This is a genomic window from Nocardia abscessus NBRC 100374, from assembly GCF_000308455.1.
Classification (GTDB): Bacteria; Actinomycetota; Actinomycetes; order Mycobacteriales; family Mycobacteriaceae; genus Nocardia; species Nocardia abscessus.
The window spans coordinates 70418-94646 of the sequence record NZ_BAFP01000006.1; the positions used below are offsets into that span (position 1 = coordinate 70418).

At 68.4% G+C, this 24229-nt stretch carries 22 protein-coding genes; 12 read left to right on the forward strand and 10 right to left on the reverse strand.

Features of this window, described 5'->3' with window-relative positions; all coding sequences use genetic code 11:
- The first annotated feature begins 5 nt into the window (after window positions 1–5).
- Complete coding sequence (locus ON19_RS01855) at window positions 6–581, forward strand: dihydrofolate reductase family protein (protein WP_043685523.1); 576 nt, start codon at window positions 6–8, stop codon at window positions 579–581.
- A gap of 28 nt (window positions 582–609) precedes the next feature.
- On the forward strand, window positions 610–1185 hold the full coding sequence (locus tag ON19_RS01860; protein WP_043685530.1) for a dihydrofolate reductase family protein: 576 nt from the start codon (window positions 610–612) through the stop codon (window positions 1183–1185).
- An 88-nt stretch (window positions 1186–1273) separates the two neighbouring features.
- On the opposite strand, the gene ON19_RS01865 is transcribed toward ON19_RS01860, so the two are convergent.
- Entirely contained in the window at window positions 1274–1687 is a 414-nt protein-coding gene (locus ON19_RS01865) for a secondary thiamine-phosphate synthase enzyme YjbQ (protein ID WP_043685707.1), read from the reverse strand.
- Window positions 1688–1850: 163 nt separating this feature from the next.
- Here ON19_RS01865 and ON19_RS01870 point away from each other — a divergent pair, with 163 nt between their 5' ends.
- The 3 genes from ON19_RS01870 (at window position 1851) to ON19_RS01880 (ending at window position 5277) form a co-directional block, all read left to right on the forward strand.
- Window positions 1851–3116 carry an aspartate kinase gene (locus ON19_RS01870; protein ID WP_043685534.1) on the forward strand — a complete coding sequence of 422 codons (1266 nt, stop codon included), beginning with the start codon at window positions 1851–1853 and terminating at the stop codon, window positions 3114–3116.
- A gap of 3 nt (window positions 3117–3119) precedes the next feature.
- Entirely contained in the window at window positions 3120–4154 is a 1035-nt protein-coding gene (locus ON19_RS01875) for an aspartate-semialdehyde dehydrogenase (protein ID WP_043685537.1), read from the forward strand.
- Between the two features lie 199 nt (window positions 4155–4353).
- Complete coding sequence (locus tag ON19_RS01880) at window positions 4354–5277, forward strand: aminotransferase class IV (protein WP_043685541.1); 924 nt, start codon at window positions 4354–4356, stop codon at window positions 5275–5277.
- Window positions 5278–5293: 16 nt separating this feature from the next.
- Here the strand turns inward: ON19_RS01880 and ON19_RS01885 are convergent, their stop codons facing one another.
- Genes ON19_RS01885 through ON19_RS01890 form a run of 3 tightly spaced genes read right to left on the reverse strand, consistent with a single transcriptional unit; the run spans window position 5294 to window position 8117 of the window.
- Entirely contained in the window at window positions 5294–6643 is a 1350-nt protein-coding gene (locus tag ON19_RS01885) for a serine hydrolase domain-containing protein (protein WP_043685546.1), read from the reverse strand.
- A 36-nt stretch (window positions 6644–6679) separates the two neighbouring features.
- Entirely contained in the window at window positions 6680–6853 is a 174-nt protein-coding gene (locus ON19_RS41590) for a hypothetical protein (protein WP_157229567.1), read from the reverse strand.
- 22 nt (window positions 6854–6875) lie between these two features.
- Complete coding sequence (locus tag ON19_RS01890) at window positions 6876–8117, reverse strand: APC family permease (RefSeq protein WP_043685710.1); 1242 nt, start codon at window positions 8115–8117, stop codon at window positions 6876–6878.
- A gap of 110 nt (window positions 8118–8227) precedes the next feature.
- Here ON19_RS01890 and ON19_RS01895 point away from each other — a divergent pair, with 110 nt between their 5' ends.
- The 4 genes from ON19_RS01895 (at window position 8228) to bla (ending at window position 12128) form a co-directional block, all read left to right on the forward strand.
- Entirely contained in the window at window positions 8228–8686 is a 459-nt protein-coding gene (locus ON19_RS01895) for a hypothetical protein (RefSeq protein ID WP_043685551.1), read from the forward strand.
- 477 nt (window positions 8687–9163) lie between these two features.
- Window positions 9164–9589 (forward strand): Fur family transcriptional regulator, encoded by a 426-nt coding sequence (locus tag ON19_RS01900; RefSeq protein ID WP_043685554.1) that lies wholly within the window; start codon window positions 9164–9166, stop codon window positions 9587–9589.
- 62 nt (window positions 9590–9651) lie between these two features.
- Window positions 9652–11112, forward strand: a complete 1461-nt coding sequence (locus tag ON19_RS01905) for a catalase (protein ID WP_043685557.1) — start codon at window positions 9652–9654, stop codon at window positions 11110–11112.
- A 101-nt stretch (window positions 11113–11213) separates the two neighbouring features.
- Entirely contained in the window at window positions 11214–12128 is a 915-nt protein-coding gene (bla, locus tag ON19_RS01910) for a class A beta-lactamase (RefSeq protein WP_043685562.1), read from the forward strand.
- Window positions 12129–12138: 10 nt separating this feature from the next.
- Here the strand turns inward: bla and ON19_RS01915 are convergent, their stop codons facing one another.
- Window positions 12139–12534 (reverse strand): VOC family protein, encoded by a 396-nt coding sequence (locus ON19_RS01915; protein ID WP_043685567.1) that lies wholly within the window; start codon window positions 12532–12534, stop codon window positions 12139–12141.
- A 791-nt stretch (window positions 12535–13325) separates the two neighbouring features.
- Here ON19_RS01915 and ON19_RS01920 point away from each other — a divergent pair.
- Entirely contained in the window at window positions 13326–14552 is a 1227-nt protein-coding gene (locus tag ON19_RS01920; RefSeq protein ID WP_043685571.1) for a cytochrome P450, read from the forward strand.
- Window positions 14553–14589: 37 nt separating this feature from the next.
- Entirely contained in the window at window positions 14590–15180 is a 591-nt protein-coding gene (locus ON19_RS01925; protein WP_043685574.1) for a TetR/AcrR family transcriptional regulator, read from the forward strand.
- 130 nt (window positions 15181–15310) lie between these two features.
- On the opposite strand, the gene ON19_RS01930 is transcribed toward ON19_RS01925, so the two are convergent.
- The 4 genes from ON19_RS01930 to ON19_RS01945 form a co-directional block, all read right to left on the reverse strand.
- Window positions 15311–16549, reverse strand: coding sequence for an FAD-dependent monooxygenase (locus tag ON19_RS01930; protein ID WP_043685579.1), 1239 nt, complete (start codon window positions 16547–16549; stop codon window positions 15311–15313).
- 160 nt (window positions 16550–16709) lie between these two features.
- On the reverse strand, window positions 16710–18434 hold the full coding sequence (gene atzF / locus ON19_RS01935; RefSeq protein ID WP_043685583.1) for an allophanate hydrolase: 1725 nt from the start codon (window positions 18432–18434) through the stop codon (window positions 16710–16712).
- The gene (uca, locus tag ON19_RS01940; protein WP_043685586.1) at window positions 18435–22043 is read right to left on the reverse strand and encodes an urea carboxylase; all 3609 of its coding nucleotides are present in this window, start codon (window positions 22041–22043) and stop codon (window positions 18435–18437) included. It lies immediately after the preceding gene.
- A gap of 12 nt (window positions 22044–22055) precedes the next feature.
- Window positions 22056–22763 (reverse strand): GntR family transcriptional regulator, encoded by a 708-nt coding sequence (locus tag ON19_RS01945; RefSeq protein ID WP_043685590.1) that lies wholly within the window; start codon window positions 22761–22763, stop codon window positions 22056–22058.
- A gap of 193 nt (window positions 22764–22956) precedes the next feature.
- Between ON19_RS01945 and ON19_RS01950 the strand changes: the two genes are divergently transcribed.
- Window positions 22957–23415, forward strand: a complete 459-nt coding sequence (locus ON19_RS01950) for a hypothetical protein (RefSeq protein ID WP_043685593.1) — start codon at window positions 22957–22959, stop codon at window positions 23413–23415.
- 42 nt (window positions 23416–23457) lie between these two features.
- On the opposite strand, the gene ON19_RS01955 is transcribed toward ON19_RS01950, so the two are convergent.
- Complete coding sequence (locus ON19_RS01955) at window positions 23458–24186, reverse strand: SDR family NAD(P)-dependent oxidoreductase (protein ID WP_051168441.1); 729 nt, start codon at window positions 24184–24186, stop codon at window positions 23458–23460.
- Window positions 24187–24229 lie beyond the last annotated feature (43 nt).

Genomic DNA, 24229 nt, shown 5'->3' on the forward strand with positions numbered 1-24229 from the left:
ATGGTATGCGAAAGCTTGTCTACTACGTGGGCGTCTCGCTGGACGGCTACATCGCGGGCCCGGCGGGGGAGTGGGATTTCTACCCGTGGGATACGGAGATGGCAGCCTGGAGCAACGCCGAATACCCGGAGTTCGTGCCGAGCCACGTACGACCGCACGCGGGCTTGGCGGTGGACGAGCCGAACAAACGATGCGACACCGTCGTGATGGGGCGCGGGACGTACGAGCCCGCCCTGTCCGAAGGCGTGACCAGCCCGTACGCGCACTTGAAGCAGTATGTGGTGTCCAGCACTCTCGGCCCGATCGATGACCCGGCCGTCGAACTGGTCGAGCGCGACCCGGTCGGGCTGGTACGGGGCCTGAAGCAGGCCGAAGGCGGGGACATCTGGCTCGCGGGCGGCGGCAAACTCGCCGCCGAACTGCTCGGCGAGATCGACGAGATGATCATCAAGAGTTACCCCGTCGTCGCGGGCGGCGGCATATCCGCGTTCGCCGGCGCGTTCCGTCCCACCTTGTTCGCCCCGGTCCAGCGCAAAGAGTTCGGTAACGGCGCGCAGGTCACCTGGTTCACCCGCGCCTGACCCGGTCGTCTCGTTCGAAGGAATCCTCATGCGAAAACTCGTCTATTTCGTCGGCCTCTCCCTCGACGGCTACATCGCGGGGCCGAACGGTGAGATCGACTTCTACCCGATCGGCGACGAGATGGTGGACTGGCTGCGCGCCGAATACCCGGAGACGCTGCCCACCCACGCACGGCCGCACTTCGGCCTCTCCGTGGACGCGCCCAACCAGAAATTCGACACGCTGGTCATGGGCCGCGGCACCTACGATCCGGCCCTGGCCATCGGCGTGACCAGCCCCTTTGGCCACATGAAGCAGTACGTGGTGTCCAGCACCCTCGGCCGGATCGATGATCCGGCCGTCGAACTGGTCGAGCGCGACCCGGTGGGACTGGTCCGCGAGCTGAAGCGGCAGGACGGCATGGACATCTGGCTGGCAGGCGGCGGCAAGTTCGCCGCCGCGTTGCTGGAGGAGATCGATGAACTGGTGATCAAGAGCTACCCGGTCGTCGCGGGCACCGGCGTGCCCGGTTTCGCGGGCGAGTTCCGCCCGACGTTGTTCCGGCCGACCGAGCGCACCGAATTCGGCAACGGAGTCCAGGTCAGCTGGTTCACCCGAGCCTGACGATCGGGTCTGACGCCGAGCGGCTGTCAAGAGGGGGCGACATCGCCCGTGCCGTCGGTGCGGCTCGGTCGCAGCGCGGCCGGCCGCGTCAGCTCGCGTCGGTGAGGAACGACAGCCGCACCTGCCGGTCCGGGTTGTCCACATTGAGGTCGACCAGCGCGATCGACTGCCAGGTGCCGAGGGCGAGCTTTCCGCCGAGTACCGGGACCGTCGCGTACGGCGCGATCAGCGCGGGCATCACGTGCGAGCGGCCGTGCCCGCGCGAGCCGTGGGCGTGGCGCCACCGGTCGTCGGCGGGCAGTAGGTCACGCAGTGCGGCCAGCAGGTCGTCGTCGCTGCGCGCGCCGAGTTCCATGATCGCGATCCCGGCGGTGGCATGCGGTACGAAGACGTGCAGCAGCCCGTCGCCGCCCGCTTCGCGCACGAATGTCGCGCACTGCGGCGTGATGTCCTGTACCACTTCACTGTGGCCCGTTCTCACCTCGAGCAGCGTGCTCTTCATGCGCACATCGTCCCCCATTCGCGGTCGCCCGCGCGGGGGGAACGGGATCGGATGCGGCTGTGGGCTTTTCCACAAGCCGGGTAGGTAGCGGCAAAACCGCTGGCCCCGGCCGGTACCCTGAATGACTGTTACCAGTTTGTTGTCGATCTTGGAGGACCCTGTCGTGGCTCTCGTGGTTCAGAAGTACGGAGGATCCTCGGTGGCGACCGCCGAGCGGATCCGGCGCGTCGCTGAACGGATCGTGGAGACCAAGAAGCAGGGCCACGATGTGGTGGTCGTCTGCTCCGCCATGGGTGACACCACCGACGAGCTGCTCGAGCTCGCTCAGCAGGTGGCGCCGTCGCCGCCCGCCCGCGAGATGGACATGCTGCTCACCTCGGGTGAGCGCATCTCCAACGCGCTGGTCGCCATGGCCATCCACTCCCTCGGCGCCGAGGCCCGCTCGTTCACCGGCTCGCAGGCCGGCGTGATCACCACGGGCGCGCACGGCAACGCGAAGATCATCGACGTGACCCCGGGTCGCGTCCGCGCCGCGCTGGACGAGGGCCTCGTCGTGCTGGTCGCCGGCTTCCAGGGCGTGAGCCAGGACAGCCGGGACGTCACCACGCTGGGCCGCGGCGGCTCGGACACCACGGCCGTCGCACTGGCCGCCGCGCTGGACGCGGACGTCTGCGAGATCTACACCGACGTGGACGGCGTCTTCACCGCCGACCCCCGGATCGTGCCCGACGCGCAGCGGCTCGAGCAGGTCTCCTACGAGGAGATGCTGGAACTGGCGGCCTGCGGCGCCAAGGTGCTGATGCTGCGCTGCGTCGAATACGCCCGCCGCTACAACGTGCCCGTGCATGTGCGCTCGTCCTACACCGACAAGCAGGGCACCTACGTTTACGGATCGATGGAGGACATCCCCTTGGAGCAAGCAATCCTCACTGGCGTCGCGCACGACCGCAGCGAGGCCAAGGTGACCGTGGTCGGACTGCCGGACGAACCGGGCTACGCCGCCAAGGTGTTCCGTGCCGTGGCCGACGCCGAGATCAACATCGACATGGTCCTGCAGAACATCTCGAAGATCGAGACCGGCAAGACCGACATCACCTTCACGCTGCCCAAGACCGAGGGCGCCCGCGCGGTCGAGATGCTGACCAAGCGGCAGGCCGAGATCGGCTTCTCCCAGGTGCTCTACGACGACCACATCGGCAAGGTGTCGCTGGTCGGCGCGGGCATGAAGAGCCACCCGGGCGTCACCGCCACCTTCTGTGAGGCGCTGGCCAAGGCGGGTGTGAACATCGACCTCATCTCCACCTCGGAGATCCGGATCTCGGTGCTGGTCAAGGACACCGAGCTGGACGAGGCGGTCCAGGTGCTGCACAAGGCGTTCGACCTGGGCGGCGACGAAGTCGCGGTGGTCCACGCCGGAACGGGGCGATAAGCCATGGGAGTTCGCGTAGGAGTCGTCGGCGCGACCGGACAGGTCGGCGCCGTCATGCGGAAACTGCTGGACGAGCGCAACTTCCCGGCCGACGAGGTGCGGTTCTTCGCGTCCGCGCGTTCGGCGGGCAAGACGCTGCCTTGGCGCGGCCGCGAGATCGTCGTCGAGGACACCGAGACCGCGGATCCGTCCGGCTTGGACATCGCGTTGTTCTCGGCGGGCGCCACCATGTCCCGCGTGCAAGCGCCGCGTTTCGCCGCGGCGGGTGTCACGGTGATCGACAATTCCTCGGCGTGGCGCAAGGACCCCGAGGTCCCACTGGTGGTCAGCGAGGTGAACCCGGAGCAGACCCGCAACCTGGTCAAGGGCATCATCGCCAACCCGAACTGCACCACCATGGCGGCCATGCCGGTGCTCAAGCCGCTGCACGACATCGCCGGTCTGCGCCGCCTGATCGTGTCCAGTTACCAGGCGGTCTCCGGCAGCGGCATGGCCGGTGTCGAGGAACTGGTGAGCCAGGCCCGCGCGGTGATCGATGACGCCGAGCAGCTGACCCACGACGGCCGCGCCGTGGACTTCCCCGCTCCGAACAAGTACGTCGCGCCCATCGCGTTCAACGTGCTTCCGCTGGCCGGATCGCTGGTCGATGACGGCTCCGGCGAGACCGACGAGGACCAGAAGCTGCGCAACGAGAGCCGCAGGATCCTCGGCCTCCCCGATCTGGCGGTCAGCGGCACCTGCGTGCGCGTGCCCGTCTTCACCGGCCACTCGCTGTCGGTGAACGCCGAATTCGCCGAACCGCTCTCCGTCGAGCACGCCAAGGAGATCCTGGCCAAGGCCCCGGGCGTCAAGCTGGTCGACGTGCCGACCCCGCTGGCCGCCGCGGGCATCGACGATTCGCTCGTCGGCCGCATCCGGCAGGACCCGGGCGTGCCGGACGGTCGCGGACTCGCGCTGTTCATCTCCGGCGACAACTTGCGAAAGGGCGCCGCCCTCAACACGATTCAGATCGCCGAGGTACTGCTCAGCAACCGCTGAGGTCTTCCGGATCCGAACGGGCCGCGGGATTCCCGCGGCCCGTTCGTCGTTTCCGGACGCGAGTCAGCGGGCGCGCAGTCCGTCGAAGTGGGGCGAACGGTGCTCGTGCGGACGGAGTGCTCAGGGCACTACGACTGATCCTGGCGTGCCCGGCGAAAAGGCCTCGCTCGGCGCGCGGCGCGGCTGTTAGCCTGCGCCGATGGCTCATCCTCATCCTCAGGTGTATCTCGGCGATCGGATCGTGGCGGCGGACGCCGCGACGGTGGGCGTCGCATCGTCGGCGGTGCTGTACGGACTCAGCGTCTACACCGTCTTCCCGGTGCACGTGGAGGGGGCAGCGCATACGGCATTCCGATTGGACGATCATTTCCATCGGCTCGAGGAGTCCTGCAAGATCATCGGGATCGATCGGTTCGCGGCGGAGTGGGATTTCGAGCGGTTCCGTGCGGCCGTGGTGGAACTGATCGCGGTGAACGATCCGCGCGAGGACGTCTTCGTGCGGGCGACGGTGCACGTGGTCGAATCCATTCCGGGCACCCGGGTGCGGGGCTGTGCGATTCGGGTCAGCATGTTCGTCTACGACGCGGTGCCGATTGTCCCGCAGGACGGCATGCGCCTGAAGTCGAGCCCGTGGCGGCGCATCCCGGACAACGCGATTCCGTCGCGCGCGAAAGTCAACGGTGCGTACGTGAATTCGGTGCTGGCCAAGCAGGATGCGATCGACAGCGGCTACGACGACTGCGTCTTTCTCGACGGTAACGGGCACGTCTGCGAACTCAGCGCGGCGAACATCTTCCTCGTCCGCAACGGCACGCTGATCACGCCGGACGTCTCCTGCGACATCCTCGACGGCATCAACCGCAGGACCGTTCTCACTTTGGCGGCCGAAGACGGCATTCCGGTGGTCGAACGCACCGTCGACCTCACCGAGCTGTACATCGCCGACGAAGTTTTCGTGACCGGCACGTCGGCCGGTGCGGCGCCGGTCGTCGAGGTGGACGGCCGCGTGGTCGCCAACGGTGTGCCCGGCCCGATCTCGCAGGCGCTGCGCAAACGCCACCACGCGGCACTGCGCACCGACAACGTGCACGGCTGGGTCACGGACTTGCCCATCGTCCGGTAGGCCACGGCGCGGCCGCTCAGCGGATGCCGGGGGTGCGCGGATCGGTGCCGAGGCAGGCGAGGATGGCGCAACCCGGCGGGGTGTCCGCGAACGGCGGTGCGAGCGGCTGATTCAGGCACGAGAAGACATTGCAGCCCGGGTAGGCGGCGGGCCCGATTCCGAACACCGCGATCAGAATGTCCGTGTCGATGAAGCGCCGCGCGTCCAACCGCAACGGCGGCTCGACGTACGGGCCCGGGTCGGGCACCGGCCGGTCGTAGAACGCATCGAACACCTTGCGGAAGAATTCGTAAGGCAATTCCTGCGTGTTCTGCACGACTCCGGACAAGCCCTGACTGCTGACGTTTCCGAAGACGCCGGTCCACACCACCGTGAGATCCAGACTCGGGATGACGAAGACGTTCTGCAGCCCCAGGCCGGCCATCGCGTACACGTCGGGGGGCAGGTAGTCCGCGATCTCGGCGCAACCGCTTCCGAGCCAGAACAGGTATCCGTAGCACGCGTTGGTGGGTGACGGCGTGCGTGCCTTCCGCAGGTAGTCGAGGGAGACGATCTGCTGTTCGCCCCAGCGTCCGTCGTTGCTCACCAGGAGTCCGAGCTTCGCGAAATCGTTCGGCGGGATCATCAGGTGCGCGTAGCCGTAGGTGTGCCCGGAGCGGTCGCGGGCCCAGTAGTAGTCGCTGCGGAGAATGCCGAGCGGATCGAACAGCTCGCGCTGCGCGAACTGTTGCATCGGTTCGCCGACGGCCAGTTCCAGCACGTAGGCCAGCAGGTCGACATTGCGCTGACTGTAGGTGAAGACGGTGCCCGGCGGATTGTCCAGCGGCACCCCGAGCGCCTGCACCGGGCTGTCCGGGTCGATCGGGATCACGCCGGTGACACCCTCGGTCAGCACGCCGACCCGCATACCCGAGGTCTCGGTGAGCAGGTTCTCGATGGTGATCGACCGGTGCTTCGCGTCGCCGAGCCCTGCGGGCAGATAGCGGTCGATCGGTGCGTCGAGATCGAGTTTTCCCTGGTCCGAGGCAATCCCGGCGAGCAAGGAGACGACGCTCTTGGTCGAACTCCAGATGTTCCATGCCACATTGCCGGTCTGGTTGTTCGTCAGCCCCTCGCCGATGAGGCAGTTGTGCCGGAATATCTGCACGTTGAATCGATTTCGCCCGGCCGCGAACGTCAACGCGTCCTGCAGCTTCACCGAATCCAGCCCGACCTGTTCCGGTGCCGCCCGCTCCAGATCACGTCCCGAGGTGACCGCGCAGCGCACCTGATCACCGGGCGCGGCGACCGCATTCCCGGCGAAGAGGTTGCCCGCCACCAGCGAAACCGCCGCGACTCCCGCCAGGAATCCACCGAAACGCCCCATGCGCAAAGGCTAGCGCTCTTCGGCCTGATCACGCGGTCAATAGGCAGGGTGTTTGGCGGGGAACTGGACGTTCGATATCGGCATCGGGCCGATGGTCGGAATCAGGCGCTTGCCCGGCGAACCCCGGGTGGTCGGGTGCGAGGAGCGGTTGTCGAACCAGCGCAACGGGCAGTGCTCGATGTGCATGGCGTTCGGCAGGAATCGAGTCATCGGGTGCACCGGGTTCCGGCCGCTATCGGCGGTAGCGCTTGCCCAACGCATACAACGCACCGCCGAGCGTGAGTGCGCCGAGCCCGGCGAGCACGGAGTCGAGGGGCAGCGAGAACCCCACGACGACGCAGCCCACCGCGCCGACCACGGGTATCCACCGGGGCGGGCGATTCTCCTCGGCGGTCAACGTGGCGGCGCAGATATTGGCGATCAAGTAGTAGAAGAGCACGGTGAACGAGGAGAACCCGATGGCCGCGCGCAGATCGAAAAGCGCGGCGACCACGGCGACGATCGCGCCGACCACCAGTTCCGCGCGATGCGGCACCCCGAACTTCGGATGCACGGCGGCGAGCGCTCCCGGTAGATATCGGTCCCGCGCCATGGCGAGCGCCGTGCGCGATACGCCGAGGATCAACGCGAGCAGCGATCCGGCCGCCGCGAGCACCGCGCCGATCCGCACCACAGGAGCGGCCGCCGGAACGCCCGCCGCACTGACCACGCGCGCCAGCGGGTCGGCGGCCTGGGCCAGGCCGCCCGAACCGAGCACGCTCAGCGCCGCGACCGCCACCAGCGTGTAGACCGCGAGGGCGAGTCCGAGTGCGATCATGACGGCGCGGGGGATGGTGCGTCGCGGTTCGCGCACCTCTTCGCCGAGCGTGGCGATGCGGGCGTATCCCGCGAAAGCGAAGAACAGCAGTCCCGCTGCCGTGAGCACATCGCGCGGACCGATCCGGTCGGGCAAGACCGTTGCCGCCGAGTGCGTTCCGGCCAGCCCGATCACGATCACCACGGCCAGCACCGCGAGCACCACCGCGACGAGCACCCGGGTCGCGAACGCCGACTTCTGCACCCCCGTGTAGTTGACGGCAGTGATCGCCACCACCGCTCCGACCGCCACGGCATGCGCCTGCTCGGGCCAGGCGTAACTACCGACTGTCAGCGCCATCGCCGCACACGAGGCCGTCTTCCCCGCGACGAATCCCCACCCCGCGAGATATCCCCAGAACCGTCCGAGCCGCTCCCGGCCGTACACATACGTTCCACCGGACACGGGATACAGCGCTGCCAGCCGCGCCGACGACATCGCATTGCAGTACGCCAACAGCGCCGCCACCGCGAGCGCCACCAGCAACCAACTCCCGGCCGAAGCCGCCGCGGGCGCCAGCGCCGCGAATATCCCCGCCCCCACCATGGCCCCTAAGCCGATCACCACCGAATCGGTGAGCCCGAGCCTACGGTGCAAGGTTCCGTCCTGCGACGCCATGAGGTGCATCCTTCCGCACCATCCCCGCCGCCGCAGCGCGGATACGCCTCGGTGAAGATCACGGGGCTCGATGAAACGACGGGGCGCGTTCAGCCGAGTACGCTCGGCGAATGATCGCGTGCGACGGGCTGTGCACTCGGCCGCTCGACACGACTGATCTGCGCATTTTCCTACGGGAGTGCTTCGGGGTCCGTGAGTCGGAGATCTTCGTCAGTAGCGACGACCTTGTCGAAGCGGCGCTCCGGGAAGACCAGCGGGACAGCCCCTTCGTGGTCTTCTGCACACACGGTCAGGTCGGCGGAGATTTCGCCGCAACGTTCTCGGTCAGCGCGGATCTGCCGCTGCCCGAACAGAATGCAATGGACGGCCGAGAACTCGCCGGCCTGCTAGCAGCCCACACCGCCGGCGATATCCTCTGCGGCTTCGGCGACGAGCCCCAGCCGTGGTTGTGGACCCTCACACGCCCCGATGGCACCCACGCGACCGTCCACCTCACAGAGCACTCCAACGGCTCCGACTACGACCCGGCATGCCCCTGCCGATACCTCCACCGCAACGTCTACGGATAAGTCCGCGCCAGTGGCACATGGCTGCGGCGAAACACGAGAAGCCCTCTCGGCCATGTGCCACTCGTCATCGAAGCGGCGGTGCGAGCTCGGACACCATGCCGGTGTCACATCCGTGGTCGACGTCCCACAAGCGCCTCTCGGCGGGTGGTCGCTCGTAGCGACAAAGGGGTGCGGCCCGGGGCTGTCCGGACGCCGACGTTGGGTGTCGACGTCCCACAAGCGCCTCTCGGCGGGTGGTCGCTCGTAGCGACGAAGGGTGCGGCCCGGGGCTGTCCGGACGCCGACAGGGGTTTCAACCACCGGCCCGCGCAACCTATTCCGCCGAAATTTTGTGACGCTCGCCACTTTTTCCGGGTCTGTTGGAGGCAGTGATCGGCGCGTCGCGGCCGGTAGGCGCGCCTCTCGGCGCCCAACCTTTTCTTGAATGATTCCAATTCATTTTCTTGACTTATTCCAGAAAAGGGTCAGACTCGAAGCATGCGCACCAACGGCACCGCCCCACGCGAGTGGTTGCGATCAGCGGGTCTGCGGGTCACCGCCCCGCGGCTCGCGGTGCTGAACGCGGTCGTCGCTCGGCCGCATTCGGATGCCGACACGGTCGCCGCCACCGTCCGGGAAGCGCTGGGTTCGGTATCGACGCAGGCGGTCTACGACGTCTTGCACGCTTGCGTGCGCGCCGGGATCCTGCGCCGGATCGAGCCCGCGGGCTCGTCCGCGTTGTACGAGACCCGGATCGGCGACAACCACCACCATCTGGTGTGCCGAAGCTGCGGTGCGGTCGCCGACGTCGACTGCGCTGTGGGCGCGGCCCCCTGCCTGGACCCCTCGGACGCTCACGGATTCGTGATCGATGAAGCCGAGGTCGTCTTCTGGGGACTGTGCCCGACGTGCCGTTCCGAGTAGCGGTCCACCCCTCATGCCCGGGCAGCCCTCCCGGGACGATCTTCACCAGCCGAGGAGACTCCATGACCGAACCGACGACCACGAACACCGGAATCCCGGTCGAAAGCGACGACGAATCGCTCACCGCGGGCGCGCAAGGCCCGATCCTGCTGCACGACCACTACCTCATCGAGAAGCTGGCCCAGTTCAACCGCGAACGGGTGCCCGAACGCATCGTGCACGCGAAGGGCGCGGGTGCCTACGGTGAGCTGGTCGTGACCAACGACGTCAGCAAGTACACCAAGGCGAAGCTGTTCCAGCCGGGTGCGCGCACGGAATCGCTGGCTCGGTTCTCCACCGTGGCGGGTGAGCAGGGCAGTCCGGACACGTGGCGAGACCCGCGCGGTTTCGCGGTGAAGTTCTACACCGAGGACGGCAACTACGACCTCGTCGGCAACAACACGCCGATCTTCTTCATCAAGGACCCGATCAAGTTCCCCGACTTCATCCGGTCGCAGAAGCGCCTGCCCGGCAACGGTCTTCGCGACCACAACATGCAGTGGGATTTCTGGACCCTGCGTCCGGAGACCGCCCATCAGGTGACCTGGCTGATGGGCGACCGCGGCATCCCGAAGACCTACCGTCACATGAACGGCTACGGTTCGCACACCTACCAGTGGATCAATGCCGCCGGCGAGCGCTTCTGGGTCAAGTACCACTTCAAGACCGACCAGGGTATCGAGTTCCTGACCCAGGCCGATGCCGACCGGATCGCGGGCGAGGACGCCGATTACCACCGCAAGGATCTGTGGGAGGCGATCGAGCACGGCGAGTTCCCGAGCTGGACGGTGTACGTGCAGGTCATGCCGGTGGCGGAGGCCGAGGGCTACCGGTTCAACCCGTTCGATCTGACCAAGGTGTGGTCGCATCGGGACTACCCGCTGATCGAGGTCGGCAAGTGGACGCTGAACCGCAACCCGCGCAACTACTTCGTCGACATCGAGCAGGCCGCGTTCGAGCCGTCGAATGTCGTTCCCGGCATCGGCTTCTCGCCGGACAAGATGCTGCTCGGCCGCGTCTTCGCCTACGCGGACGCGCACCGCTACCGCATCGGCACGAACTACGCGCAGCTGCCGCCGAATCAGGCCAGGGCGGCGGAGGTGAACTCCTATTCCAAGGAGGGCGGCATGCGCTACCACTACAACGACCCGAATGTCCCCGTCTACGCGCCGAATTCGTTCGGCGGCCCGCACGCCGACCCGGAGCGGGCGCCCGACGGCGGCATCTGGGACTTCGACCCGACCATCGTCCGGGCGGGCTACATCCAGCACGAGCAGGACGGTGACTTCACCCAGGCGGGCACCCTTGTGCGCGAGGTGCTCGATGACGCGCAGCGCGAGCGGCTGGTGGACAATATCGTCGGCCACGTGCTCGGTGGCGTGCGGGAGCCGGTGCTCAGCCGGGTCTTCGAGTATTGGAAGAACGTGGACGCCGACCTCGGCAAGCGGGTCGAGGAGGGCGTGCGCGCCGGGCTCGCCGGCTGATTTCCGATCGAAGGCAGGTGCGCGTGACGCCGTGCACCTGCCTTCGGCGTGTCCGGCCGATCCTGTTTGCCCGGTGAGTGCCGGGATGTCAGAGTGATGGCATGTCTCGGCTGACACGCGACTACCGGGTGGCACTGGCCGCCGCATTGGCGCTACTGACCGGTTGCGGTGCGGAAACCGATGCGGCGCAGCTCGGTTCGGTCACCTCGAGCGTCGAGGCCGGTCCCGCCGCGAACGCGAGCCTGGCCGAGGTGGAGGCTCGCTACGGCGCGCAGGTAGGGCTGTTCGCCGTAGACACCGGTACCGGCGCGACGGTGACCCATCGCGCCGACGAGCGTTTCCCGTTCCTGTCCACCTTCAAAACGCTCGCGGCCGCCGCACTGCTGCACGCGCATCCGCTCGACACGGGATACTTCGACCGGGTGATCCGATTCCACGAGGCGGATCTGGTCGAGCACTCGCCGGTGACCGGCGCCGCGGTGGCCGACGGGATGACCTTGGCCCAAGTGGCGGAGGCCGCGATCACCCGGAGTGACAACACCGCGGGCAACCTGCTGCTGCGCGAACTCGGTGGACCGGAGGCGCTCACGGCGTTCCTGCGCACGCTCGGCGATCCGACGAGCAGGCTCGACCGCTGGGAAACGGAACTCAACACCGCGATCCCCGGTGACGAGCGGGACACCACCACTCCCGCCGCACTGGCCGCGGACTACAGCGCCTTGGTGCTGGGCGACGCGCTCGGTGCACGGGAACGGGATCAGCTGATCACCTGGCTGAGGGCGAACACCACCGGCGCCGAGCGCATCCGCGCCGGTCTGCCCGCGGGCTGGGTCACCGGCGACAAGACGGGCACCGGCTCTTACGGTTGCGCCAACGACGTCGCGGTCGTCTGGCCGGAGGGTGGCCGGGCGCCGATCGTGATCGCGATCCAGAGCCGCAAGGCAGACGTGGACGCCGAGGTGAACAACGCCCTGCTGGCGGAAGTGACGAAGGCAGTCGTAGACCGTCTGCGGTGACAGCTGGGTGTCACCCGTTGCGCGTGTGCCCCGGCAAGGCGGACTCGGAGGTCCTCGCGACCTCCATATCGATCTCCTGGATCTGGAGCGTCACGCCGTCCGGATCGACGACCCGCAGGCTGCGGCCGAAGTCCTCGTCGTGGATCTCGTAGTCGTAGCCGCGAGCCCGCAGTCGGTCGGCGACCACTTCCAACTTCTCGTCGGTCGCGAAACCGAGTTCGACCGATCCGGCCGGGCGCCCTTTCGACACCCTGAAGTCGTGGATCCCGACCGCGCCCGCGTCGCCCGAGAGTTGCGCCCAGACATCGAGACTCGCATGGGGGTCGAGCGCGAGCCCGAGACCGGCGTAGAACTTTCGGCACGCTTCCACGTCCGCGACGTACCTGATGGGCAGGACAGTAAGCATCTTCACTCCTTCTCCGAACAACTGGTCCGAGTATGGAGTGACGCCGTGCGCCGAGGCCCGCTCTGCCGGGTAGTACGCCGGGATCCGACACGCACCGCGGTCTATATGACGGATTCCGTCACGGCGGGCGGTCGCACCGGCTGTGCCGAGGCTCCGATCGGCGAGACTTCGAACAGAGGGGTTCTGCGACGTGCTGTAGTAGACCTGGCCGGGTAGGCGGCCAGGTTCGGACGCCTACAGCAGGCCCCACCAGTAGAGCAGGCTGGCCAGAATCCAGACCACCACGGTTTCCATCGTCGCTCCCAATCTCCTTGGCGCACTTGTCACCATCATCCCGCGATCCGGGGCCGGTGGTAGGCGCTTGCCTGGTCACCACTTGGTAAAGCCCGTTCACCTGCGGTTTTGATCTTGCAAGGTGTTCTTAAGTGCGCGCCAAGCCCGCGCCTGCATTGTTTGTACCGCAGGGAGGACAAGCCTCCGCCGGAGGTGCGAACCGGGGAACGACCTGTCTCGAGGGGTGACAGGTCGGGCTCTCGGGGGTGCAGTCCGCCGGGCCGGTCTACGAGGGGTGGCCGGCCCGGTGGACGGGGGACGCGCGGCGATCGCTCGCGCCGGCTCTTCCCGGAGCTGACCGGCAACGAGACGGTCGTTGCCGCTGCCGAAGGTAACCGACGAGTGTGCGGCGCCGTGTCCGACTCGAGAAGCGCGGCCGGGCCGGTGGTAAGGGTGACCGGCCCGCGCAACTGAAACCCGTTCTAGACACTTCGCTTATTTTGTCTTACGGTCGACACATGGTGAACGCTGCGTATCAGTCGGCTCCGGTCTTCGAACTTCGCTCCGGGCCCACGTGGGCCTCGCCGTGGGAGATGTACGCGGCGCTGCGCGAGCACGATCCGGTGCAGCACGTCGTACCGCCCGCGCGCCCGGAGAACGACTATTGGGTGCTCACCCGGCACGAGCACGTCTACGCGGCGGCGCGCGACAGCGACACGTACTCCTCACGCGACGGCCTGACGGTGGAATACGGGGAACTCGACGAACTCGGCCTGTCCGACAACCCGCCACTGGTGATGCAGGACCCGCCGCAGCACAGCGACTTTCGCAAACTGGTCGCGCGCGGGTTCACGCCGCGCCAGGTCGAGGAGGTCGAGCCGGTGGTCCGCCGGTTCGTGCGCGACCGGCTGGACGACATCACGGCCCACGGCGGCGGCGACATCGTCGAAGAGCTGTTCAAGCCGCTGCCGAGCATGGTGGTCGCGTACTACCTCGGGGTGCCCGAAGAGGATCGGGCGAGGTTCGACGGGTGGACCGACGCCGTCGTCGCGGGCAGCATCGATCGGACGAATACCAAAGCGCAGGCGGCGTCGGCGGAGATGATGGCGTACTTCGCGGAGCTGATCAAACGCAGGCGCACCGATCCCGGCGACGACACCGTGTCACTGCTCGTCCAAGCCGGGATGGCCGCCGACGATACGGACGTGCGCGGCCTGGTGCAGATCCTCGCCTACACCTGGACCATGGTGGCGGGCGGCAACGACACCACCACGGGCCTGCTGGGCGGCGCGGTCCAACTGCTGCAACGGCATCCGGACCAGCGCGCCGCGCTCGCGGCGGAACCGGACCGGATTCGCGTCGCGGTGCAAGAGTTCGCCCGGCTCACCTCGCCGGTGCAGGGGCTGGCCCGCACGACGACGCGCGATGTCGAACTGGCCGGGAAGACGGTGCCCGCCGGACGCAAGGTGTTGCTGGTGTTCGGGTCCGCCAACCGGGACGAGCAGGCGTTCGGCGCGGACGCCGCCGACCTCGACATCGACCGGAATCCGCAGCGCATCCTCACCTTCGGGCACGGCCCGCACCACTGTCTCGGCGCGGCCGCCGCGCGGATGCAGGCCCGAGTGGCACTCGAGGAGTTGATCGATCGGTTCCCCGAGTACGTGGTCGACATCGACGCGGTCGAGTATGCGAACGGTCCGTATGTCCGCAGGCCGACTACTGTGCCGTTCCGGTGCACGGCGTGACCGCGGAGTGCCTCGATCGTGCCGGAAGGGACACAGTATGAGTGGCGATTGGCTCGCCGACGGCCGCGCCGAGCTGGCCGGTGAGCGCATCCTCGACGCGGTGCGCGCGCTGTTCATCGACAAGGGCGTCAGCGGTGTCGGCATGGCCGAAGTCGCCGACGCCGCGGGCTGTTCCAGGGCGACGCTGTATCGCTACTTCGAGAATCGCCAGGCGCTCTACGTAGGGTTCGCGGGCCGGGAGGCGCGTCAGCTGGTCGAGCGGGTCTGGCGCGACCGGGCGGTGCCTGCGAGCTCGGAGCCGGGGGAGCAGTTGCTCGGCACCTTGACGGCGTTGCTCGCCGAGGTGCGCAAAACGCCGCACCTGGCGGTGTGGTTCGAACCGTCCAACGCGGGGATCGTCGCCCAGCTGGCGAATTCGCCGGGCGTTGTCGACGCGCTCGCCACGGATTTCGTCGCCGGATTCCGCCCCGGGCTGTCCGCGCTCGCCGCCAAGCGGGTCGGTCAGTGGGTGGTGCGGGCGATGGTGTCGCTGCTGACGCTGCCCGGAGCGGGCGAGGATGAGGAGCGGGCGATGTTGCGCAATTTCGTGCTGCCGTTCCTGCTCGACGGGCGCACCGTGATCGAATGATCTCGGCACGTCATCGACCGCGAGCAGCCTGACCGAGTCCGGTCGCATCCGCAGCCGAGCTCTGGCGTACCGTGCTCCCAGCCAGGCGCGCCGAAACCCCGGTCGCAGCACGCGCCGACGGCTCACGGGCTCAGTTGCCGACGGTCACCGTCGCGTAGTCCGGCAGATCGTAGGTCTCGGTCTTGCTGAGCATCCGCATCATGACCGGACGCATCGCCTTCGACATCATCAACCTGCTGAGTGCGTGTCCGGCGCGAATGCCGAAGCGCGACTTGGGCGTCATGGCGCTCAAACCGCCCGGCTGCAACTGCTGGGCCTTCTTCACGAAGGGGCGCAGCACCTCTTCGTAGCGGGCCAGCCCCGCTCCGGGGTTGTCGGCGTGCGCGGCGAGCTCACCGGCGAGGACGTACGCGCCCACCAGCGCCATGGCGGTTCCCTGCCCCGTGAGCGGTGAGCCGCAGTATCCCGCATCACCGAGCAGGACCACCCGGCCCTGAACCCAGCTCGGCATGTCGATCCTGGCCAGCTCGTCGAAGTAGAAGTCCGGCGCCTCCGACACGGCCGCCGCGATGCGGGCCGACTCCCAGCCGCCGCCGGCCAGGCGCGCACGGATGAACTGCTGCTGTGCCGCGACATCCCGGCGCAGCGCGGGATCCGCCGCGGCGCGGATCACGACGAGCGCCTTGCAGGTGCTGGGGTCGGCGTCGGGCCGCATGCCCAATCCCGTTGCTCCGACCAGCGAATGCATTGTGAACCAGTGCGGCTCCAGGTCTTGCGGACGCGCCAGCGTGAAGAACGACATGTATCCGCCCAGGTACGTCGCGAACTCCTCCTCGGTGCCGAAAACCATCCGGCGCGTGGCGGAGTGCAGGCCGTCCGCGCCGATCACGAGGTCGAATCGCTCGGCGACGCCGGAGGCGAACGTGACGTCGACGCCCGCGTCGTCCTGCCGGATCTCGGTGATCCACTCCCCGTACCGGTAATCGACCCCGCCTTCCGCGGCGAGAAGGTCGAGCAGCACCTGGTTGAGATCGCCACGGGTGATCTCGATTTCGGCGACCGCGCCCTTGCCGTCGAAGAGTTCGGCGGACATGCGGAGGATCTCCCGGCCCGCGTCGTCGACGTACTTCATACCGCGCTCGTCGAGCTGGTATTCGCGGATGCCGGGCATCATGCCCATGCGCTCGGCCACTTCCCGGCTCGGTCCGCGCAGGTCGACGGCCTGCCCGCCCGGCCGTGGCGCCGCGGCGCGCTCCACCACGGTGGCCCGGATACCGGACCGGAGCAGTTGTAGCGCGACGGCATTGCCGCCGATGCCGCCGCCTGCGACGAGCACGCGGAGCTGACTGCTGACGGACTTGGCGCTCATGACTTGCCTCGACTCCCACTGGGTTGACCAAATGTCTCAGACATATGTCTAACACAGTCTGGCACAAGTGTCTAGTACAAATGTCTAAGTACGTCGGCCGAAGAATGGCCGTGGTGGCGAGGGATTCTCGCGACCACGGCCCATTGGCGGATTGCCGGAGCTAGGAGCGATGTTGCAAGTACGTGCGCCAGCTCGCGTGGTGGGTGATGTCGGTGGCGGTGCTCGCGGCCTCGTGGGTGCAGGTGAAGCCGACAACGTCGCGGCCGTCGGCGAGCTCGATGCTGGTCAGGGCCATGGGAGCAGGAAGTTCGGCGAGGAAGCCGCCCAGTCCGGCCGCGGAGACGCGAAAGAGTTCGCCTTCGATCGGAGCGCCGCGACCCGGCCCGTGACGCACCAGTCCCGGCTTGGGCGGCGTGGTGTCCAGTGCCGTGAGGCGGTAGGCGTCGGTGGTTCTGATGCCGCCGAGAAAGCGGGCGCCGAGCTGCTCGAGCTGCCAGTGCAGCGGTTGTCCACGCAGGTGCGCCCCGAAGACGGCCAGGTCGACACCACGATCGACCAGTAGTGGCGCGCGGTCGAGTCCGAGCAGGCGGGCGGCGAGGTCGATCGCCACCTGATCGGCGAATGCCGGGGTGACCAGCATGACGCCGAACGGCGCGCCGTCGGCGGTCGATGCGCCGGGGACGGCGACTGCGGCCATATCCAGCAGATTGCAGAAGTTGGTGTAGGTGCCCATCCGCCGGTTGATCCCGATCGGATCGGCATGCACCGCGGCGATAGTCGGGTGCTCGGTGGTGGTCGGCAACAGCAGTGCGTCGAAGCCGTGCAGCAATTCGGCGGCCGTCGCTTTCGCGCGGGCCAGCGTGTCGAGATCGGTGGCGAACGCCGGGCCGGTCTTCGCTCGCGCGGCGCCGATGATGGCGGCGACCGTGGGATCGGCGCTCGCGGGGGCGGTGTCCAGGAACGCGCCGACCGCGGCATAGCGTTCGGCGACGAGTGCGCCGTCGTAGAGCAGCAGCGCGGCGTCGAGCAGGGCGGAGATGTCGATCTCCTCGGTTTTCGCGCCCGTGTCGGCGACTCCGGCGACGGTGCGAGCGAAAGCTTCTCGATACGGCTCGCTGAGCGCGGCCAGATCTTCCGCGCGCGGCACGGCGATGCGCGGCGCGAGCGGGGCGGCCAGCCGGACATCGGCGGGCCAGTTCCGGCTGCGCGGGTCGCGCGGCTCCGGGCCGGCCATCACCGCGGCGGCGGTCACCGCCAGGTCGAGGTCGGCGGCGAAGACCGTCACGGCGTCGTAATCGGCGCAGGCGGGCACGGTCCCGTGCGCCGGGATCACACCCAGCGTGGCCTTGATGCCGACGATCCCGTGCAGCGCCGCGGGCACGCGACCGGATCCGGCGGTGTCGGTGCCGATGCCGATGTCGGCGACGCCGAGCGCGACCGCCACGGCGGAACCGGAACTCGACCCGCCCGACACCAGCTCCGGGTCCAGGGCGTTGCGCACCGCGCCGTACGGGCTGCGCGTCCCGACCAGCCCCGTGGCGAACTGGTCCAGGTTCGTCTTGCCCAGCACCAGCGCGCCCGCCGCGGTCAATCGCTCGATCGCCGCCGCGGTCACCTCCGGCAGGTAGGCGAACTCCGGGCAGGCCGCGGTGGTCGGCAGCCCGGCCACATCGATGTTGTCCTTGACCGCCACCAGCAGTCCGGCCAGCGGCAAGGTCTCCCCGGCGGCGAGCCGCTGCGCGATCGCGGCCGCTTCGGCGGCGACCTCGGGTTCCGGTCGCAGCGTGATCCACACCTCCGGCCGATCGACCTCGGCGATCCGCCGATAGGCGGCCGCGACGCGTTCGACGGGGCCGGCCGTGTTGCCTAGGACGCCTGGGGTCATTCAGTCGACTCCGATCACGACTAGGGGAGTACCCGGCTCCACCTTGGCGCCGGGGGTGGTCAGGACCTTCAGCACGGTGCCATCGGCTGGGCTGTGCACAGGTAGTTCGAGTTTCATCGCCTCCAGGACGGCGACCGGCGCACCGGCCGTGACGTGTTGTCCCGGTTCCACTTCCACCCGCCAGACGTTGCCGACCATCGGCGCGGTCACCACGCCCGCGTCGGCGGGTAGTCCGGCCAGCGGGTCCTCGACCGGTGCGGCGACCGGCGCGACGGTGGTGCGTTCGAATTCGCCCGCCGCACGCCACGCTTGCTTCTCCGCGTCGAACGCGGCTGCCTGCCTGGTCTCGAACTCGGCGATGGAGTCGGCCTCGGTGCGCAGCAGCCGCATATGGTCGGCCAGGGCGAAACTGCCCTCGCTCACCTCCGCGTCGAACCTGCCCGCCTCGGCCGCCGCACGGTATTCGAGCAACTGCTCGGCGCCGACCGGCTCCCAGACGATGCGATCGAAGAACCGGAACAGCCAGGGTGTGCCCGCTTCGAACGGCGCGGACTGCCGATAGCTCGACCAGATCGGCACGGTGCGGCCGATCAGCTGGTAGCCGCCGGGGGAGGCCATTCCGTAGACGCACAGGTACTTGCCGCCGATGCCGACGGCGTCGGATGGGGTCCAGGTGCGCGCCGGGTTGTACTTGGTGGTGACAAGGCGGTGTCGCGGATCGAGCGGAACCGCCAGCGGCGCACCGAGATACACGTCACCGAGGCCGAGGACCAGGTATTCGGCGTCGAACACGGTGGTGCGCACGTCCTCGACGCTGTCGAGCCCGTTGATGCGGCGAATGAACTCGATGTTCGACGGCAGCCAGGGCGCGGTGTCGCGCACGCCGCTGCGATAGCGGTCGATCGCCTCGGCGATGGACGGGTCGTCGAACGACAGCGGCAGCCGGATGGTGCGGCTCGCCACCACCAGGTCGGTCGTGGCGGGCAGCTCGAGTTCGAGTTCGGCCAGCGTGCCGAGCAATCGGTACTGCGGCAGCACCTCGGGATCGAAGTGGATGTGCAGGGATCGGACGCCGGGGGTCACGTCGAGAATGCCGGGCAAGCGGGCGCCCGCGAGTGCCTCGGCCAGTGCGTGCACCCGCATGCGCAGTCCGAGATCGAGCACCATCTCGCCGTATTCGACCAGGACGTTGTCGTCACCGCCGCGCAGGTACCGCACACCCGGCCTGCCCTGCGCCGCCTCGACGCCGCCGAGGACGCCGCGATCACGCAGGGCCGTAGCAGAAGCGGGGAGCAGATCCGGCACGCGGCTGCTGTCGGACGCGCGCAACGCGGCCGCCTTCTCGTCGTCGACCGGCACGAAGCGCACCGAGTCGCCGGGACGCAGCTGGCCCATCCGCCAGCGATGCGCGGACACCACGGTGAGCGGGCAGGCGAAGCCGCCGAGGCTGGGGCCGTCCGGCCCGAGCAGGATGGGCGTGTCACCGGAGACGTTCAACGCGCCCACGCTGTAGGGGTTGTCGTGCAGGTTGGACGGGTGCAGTCCGGCGTCGCCGCCGTCGGTCCGCGACCAGGCCGGTTTCGGCCCCTCCAGGCGGATGCCGGTGCGGTTGGCATGACTGGCGACCCGCCACGGGTGCGTGCAGAACTGGGTCATGTCGGCGTCGGTGAAGTACGCGGGCGCGGTCTGCGGACCCACCCCGACCGCGAGCTGCCAGTCGTGGGTGAATTCCGGCCGGTCACGCGGCGGCACCGCGGCGGGCGTGCCGAGGGCGTCGGCGGTGGGGGCGATGCCGAGTACGTCACCGGTGGCGACGGCCTTTCCGGTCACCCCGCCGAATCCGCCGAGGGTGAAGGTGGCCGCGCTGCCGTGATAGAGCGGGGCATCGAGACCACCGCGCACCGCGAGATAGGTGCGCAGTCCGGTGTCGGTGGGTGCGCCGATATCCAGCACCGCGCCCGCGGCCACGGTGATCGGTTCCCACATGGCCACCGGGTGGCCGTCCACCAGCACGGGGGTCGGTGCGCCGGTCACGCAGACCACGGTGGTGTCGGAGAAACGTAATTGCGGGCCCTGCAAGGTGCATTCGAGCGCGGGGACGCCGACCGGATTGCCAACCGCGGTGTTGGCCAGGGTGAAGGAGAGGTCGTCCATCGGACCGGACGGTGGAATACCGACCTGCCACAGGCCGATTCGGCCGGGATAGTCCTGCACCGTGGTCATGGTCCCGCCGCGCAGCACATCGATGCGCCGCCCGACCGGGCGAATCTCGGCCAGCGTCGTGGTGGTGTGCTCGGTGGCCAGCACCCGCGCGTCACCCGTCGCTTGGCGCAGTTGGGGCAGATTCGTCTGCACGCCGTAGATCCGCGTCGCGACGAGCGCGGTGCGTAATGCGGCGAACGTGTCCGTCCGGCTCTCGCCCGAACTGATCACCTTGGCCAGCAGCGGGTCGTAGTACGGACTGACCTCCGAGCCGGTGGCGACCCAGGTGTCGACCCGGACGTCGGCCGGGAAGTGCGCGGCTGTGACCAGACCGGCGCTCGGGCGGTAATCGTGGCCGGGGTCCTCCGCGTAGACGCGCGCCTCCACCGCATGGCCTTTGATCGCCGGTCCGCTCTCGGGCAGTTCGTCCACCATCGAGCTGTCGCCGCCGGCCAGGCGCAACATCCATTCCACCAGGTCGACGCCGGTGACCGCCTCGGTGACCGGATGTTCGACCTGAAGGCGGGTGTTCATCTCCAGGAACGACGCGGTGCCGTCGTCGGTGTCGTACACGAACTCCACCGTCCCGGCCGAGCGGTACCCGACCGAGCGGGCGAGTTCGCGGGACGCGGCCAGCAGATGCTCCGACAACGCCGTGGTGAGTCCCGGCGCGGGCGCCTCCTCGATCACCTTCTGGTTCCGGCGTTGCAGCGAGCAGTCCCTGGTGCCGAGGCTGACGACGCGACCGTGGCCGTCGCCGAACAGCTGCACCTCGACGTGCCTGGCGCGTGCCACGAAGCGTTCCAGGAAGACGCCCGTCGAACCGAAGTTCGACGCCGCGATGCGCTGCACGCGCTCGTAGGCCGCGCGCACCTTGTCCGGGCCGAAGCAAGCCTGCATACCGATGCCGCCACCGCCGCCGACCGCCTTCAGCATCACGGGGAAGCCGATCCGCTCCGCCTCCGCCACCGCGTGATCGGCCGATTCGAGCAGATCGCTGCCCGGAATGAGCGGTACGCCGACCGCGCGTGCCGCCGTGCGGGCGGTGTGTTTGTCACCGAAGACGCGCAGCTGCTCGGGGGTCGGTCCGACGAACGCGATTCCCGCGTCCGACACCGCGGTGGCGAAAACCGCGTTCTCCGAAAGGAATCCGTAGCCCGGATGGATCGCCCCGGCGCCGGTCTCCAACGCCGCCTCGACCACCAGGTCGGCGCGCAGATAGGACTCCGCCGCCGGACCCGCACCCAGATGCACCGCCACATCGGCCATTTCGACATGGGCGGCGGCCACGTCGGCGTCGGAGTACACCGCGACCGTCTTCAACCCGAGCGTCCGTGCGGTACGCATGATGCGGCAGGCGATCTCGCCACGGTTGGCGACGAGCACCGTATCGAATTCCAGCCCCACAACCGCTCCCTGCTAATCCGTGGCCAGCGACATCGCCGTGATGGCGCGGGTGACCCGTTCGAGTACCACGTCCAGCGATTCACCGATGTGCGTGTGCAGCAGCCGGTAGGCCAGCGGGAGATCGTCCGCCAGTACGGCGTCCAGGATGCCTAGATGCTCGGCGATGGTGGTCTCGATCCGGTTGTTGACCATGAAGTCGTACATGCGCACATGACGGATGCGGGAGTTCACCGCTTTGAGCGCGCGCACCATCTCGGTGTTGCCCGCCGCGGTGAGCAGCGTGACGTGGAATTCCTCGTCGCGCACCACGAATCCGGGTTCCTGTTCGGGCGGATCGGCGCGCAATTCCAGCCAGGCGGCGCGCTCGGCTTCCAGCAGTTCCCGATCGTGCGTGACGGCCGGGTTGGTCATGGCGCGCTGGAGGCCGCCCATTTCCAAAGTGATTCGCAGCTCGTACAGGTCACGGATCAGGGGGATGCTCGGGCGCACCGGACTGAAGCCGTATTCTTCGCGTTGCAGCAGTCCGTCCGAGCACAGCACGGTCAGCGCTTCGCGGATCGGTGTTCGCGAGATGCCGAATCGCGCCGATAGTTTCGGCTCGGTCAGGCGTTCGCCGAACTTGATGTCCCCGTTCATGAGTTCGCTGCGCAGCGCCGCGTACACCACGTCGCGCAGCGGTTTGCCCGCCGCGTCCGCCAAGGTGGCAATCCGTGTCGACATGGCTGTATACGCTATTGACCTCGCATTTCAGTGGCGTGTCCGTAAGTTATCGCCGCGTTAGCGTCTGCTCACCGCGCCGGGCTTGGCGAAGTGCCCCGACGTGGGCGGATGACGCGGGGCGAAACGGAATCCGGCGCGGACCCGACAGAGTTGTCGAGTCGGTTGTCCCTGAGTGAATCACCAAGGAGACGGTATGAAGCGCAGCACGAAGTTCGCCGGAGCACTCGCCGCCGCGGCGGTGGCGCCGATCATCGCGGCCGGTAACGCACAGGCCGACCCGGGCACGGTCTACTTCTCGGTGGGCAGCACGAACTGCGCGATCTTCGGCAACGGCTCCGTCGGGTGTGATTTCGGCTCTCCGCTGCACCTGAGCTACTACGTCGGCGAAACCTACGTGCCGGTGCCGGTGCGGGTGAACGAAATCGTGATCGACCAGCCTTGGCTGCCCGCGCATCCCACGTTCGACCCGGCCACGCCCTACACGCTGCCGGGCGGCAATCCCAGCATCCACGACGTGAAGACCGGCTCGGGGCAGTGGGGGCCGATCATCGAGCACGCGGGGGCCACGTGCCAGGTGGGCTTCCACGGCAGCTTCGGATGCCAGGCGTTGGGCCGGGGATTCACCACCTACGGCGGAACGATCGTGGCGTGATCGTTCCGGGGCGCCCGCTGAGTTCGGCGGGCGCTGCCGGGTCTATTGCGGCGGCTTGCCCGTGCCGTCGAGCCTGATGACTTGCGCATTCACCGTGCTCGCCGCGTCGCTCGCCAGGTAGGCGACCACCGCCGCGGGCTCGGCCGGGCTGATCGCGGCGAGGGCGACCTCGAGCTCCGCGTTGTCGGTCGTGCCCGCGCCGTAACTGACCGTGTTGACAGTGATCCGCCGCGGCACGAAGTCCGGCGCCACGGCTTGGCCGAGCTGCTCGACCGCGCCACGCGTCGCGTCGTGCACCGCGCTGCCCGGCTCCGCGGGATCGCAGACGTTGATGACCCGGCCTTCGTCGGCCAGGTGCGCGAGGGCCAGCTGGAGGCCGTGGAACACCCCCTTCACCGGCGCCGCGACACCGCTGTCGAACCCCTCCGAGCTGAGCTTGGGGAACGGCTCGGACTCCGGCACCGCCGCGGTGTTGACCAGCAGGTGCCATCCGCCGCATTCCTCCAGCAGCACCTGCACCAGTTCCTCGTACTCGGTGCGATCGGCGATGTCCGCCGCGAGCGCCAGCGCCTTGCCGCCTGCCTCGGTGATCTCCTTGACCACCTCGGCGGCGGGCTCCGGGAAGTGCGGATGCTGGATCACGACCTGGACGCCTTGCGCGGCAAGCGTTTTCGCGATCGACCTGCCGATTCCGGTGTAGGCCGCCGTCACCAGCGCGGTCTTGCCGGACAGCGGTTCGTCTGCGCGCACGCCATCGACGGGCTTGCTCATCTGCCGACCTTTCCTCGATTGCGGGAGTGGGGCTTCAGCGATG

Bases quoted from the DNA above. Each gene is read 5' to 3' on its own strand.
- ON19_RS01855 (WP_043685523.1), top strand. From the start codon at position 6: ATGCGAAAGCTTGTCTACTACGTGGGCGTCTCGCTGGACGGCTACATC.
- ON19_RS01860 (WP_043685530.1), top strand. From the start codon at position 610: ATGCGAAAACTCGTCTATTTCGTCGGCCTCTCCCTCGACGGCTACATC.
- ON19_RS01865 (WP_043685707.1), bottom strand. From the start codon at position 1,687: ATGAAGAGCACGCTGCTCGAGGTGAGAACGGGCCACAGTGAAGTGGTA.
- ON19_RS01875 (WP_043685537.1), top strand. From the start codon at position 3,120: ATGGGAGTTCGCGTAGGAGTCGTCGGCGCGACCGGACAGGTCGGCGCC.
- ON19_RS01880 (WP_043685541.1), top strand. From the start codon at position 4,354: ATGGCTCATCCTCATCCTCAGGTGTATCTCGGCGATCGGATCGTGGCG.
- ON19_RS01885 (WP_043685546.1), bottom strand. From the start codon at position 6,643: ATGGGGCGTTTCGGTGGATTCCTGGCGGGAGTCGCGGCGGTTTCGCTG.
- ON19_RS41590 (WP_157229567.1), bottom strand. From the start codon at position 6,853: ATGACTCGATTCCTGCCGAACGCCATGCACATCGAGCACTGCCCGTTG.
- ON19_RS01890 (WP_043685710.1), bottom strand. From the start codon at position 8,117: ATGGCGTCGCAGGACGGAACCTTGCACCGTAGGCTCGGGCTCACCGAT.
- ON19_RS01895 (WP_043685551.1), top strand. From the start codon at position 8,228: ATGATCGCGTGCGACGGGCTGTGCACTCGGCCGCTCGACACGACTGAT.
- ON19_RS01900 (WP_043685554.1), top strand. From the start codon at position 9,164: ATGCGCACCAACGGCACCGCCCCACGCGAGTGGTTGCGATCAGCGGGT.
- ON19_RS01905 (WP_043685557.1), top strand. From the start codon at position 9,652: ATGACCGAACCGACGACCACGAACACCGGAATCCCGGTCGAAAGCGAC.
- bla (WP_043685562.1), top strand. From the start codon at position 11,214: ATGTCTCGGCTGACACGCGACTACCGGGTGGCACTGGCCGCCGCATTG.
- ON19_RS01915 (WP_043685567.1), bottom strand. From the start codon at position 12,534: ATGCTTACTGTCCTGCCCATCAGGTACGTCGCGGACGTGGAAGCGTGC.
- ON19_RS01920 (WP_043685571.1), top strand. From the start codon at position 13,326: ATGGTGAACGCTGCGTATCAGTCGGCTCCGGTCTTCGAACTTCGCTCC.
- ON19_RS01925 (WP_043685574.1), top strand. From the start codon at position 14,590: ATGAGTGGCGATTGGCTCGCCGACGGCCGCGCCGAGCTGGCCGGTGAG.
- ON19_RS01930 (WP_043685579.1), bottom strand. From the start codon at position 16,549: ATGAGCGCCAAGTCCGTCAGCAGTCAGCTCCGCGTGCTCGTCGCAGGC.
- atzF (WP_043685583.1), bottom strand. From the start codon at position 18,434: ATGACCCCAGGCGTCCTAGGCAACACGGCCGGCCCCGTCGAACGCGTC.
- ON19_RS01945 (WP_043685590.1), bottom strand. From the start codon at position 22,763: ATGTCGACACGGATTGCCACCTTGGCGGACGCGGCGGGCAAACCGCTG.
- ON19_RS01950 (WP_043685593.1), top strand. From the start codon at position 22,957: ATGAAGCGCAGCACGAAGTTCGCCGGAGCACTCGCCGCCGCGGCGGTG.
- ON19_RS01955 (WP_051168441.1), bottom strand. From the start codon at position 24,186: ATGAGCAAGCCCGTCGATGGCGTGCGCGCAGACGAACCGCTGTCCGGC.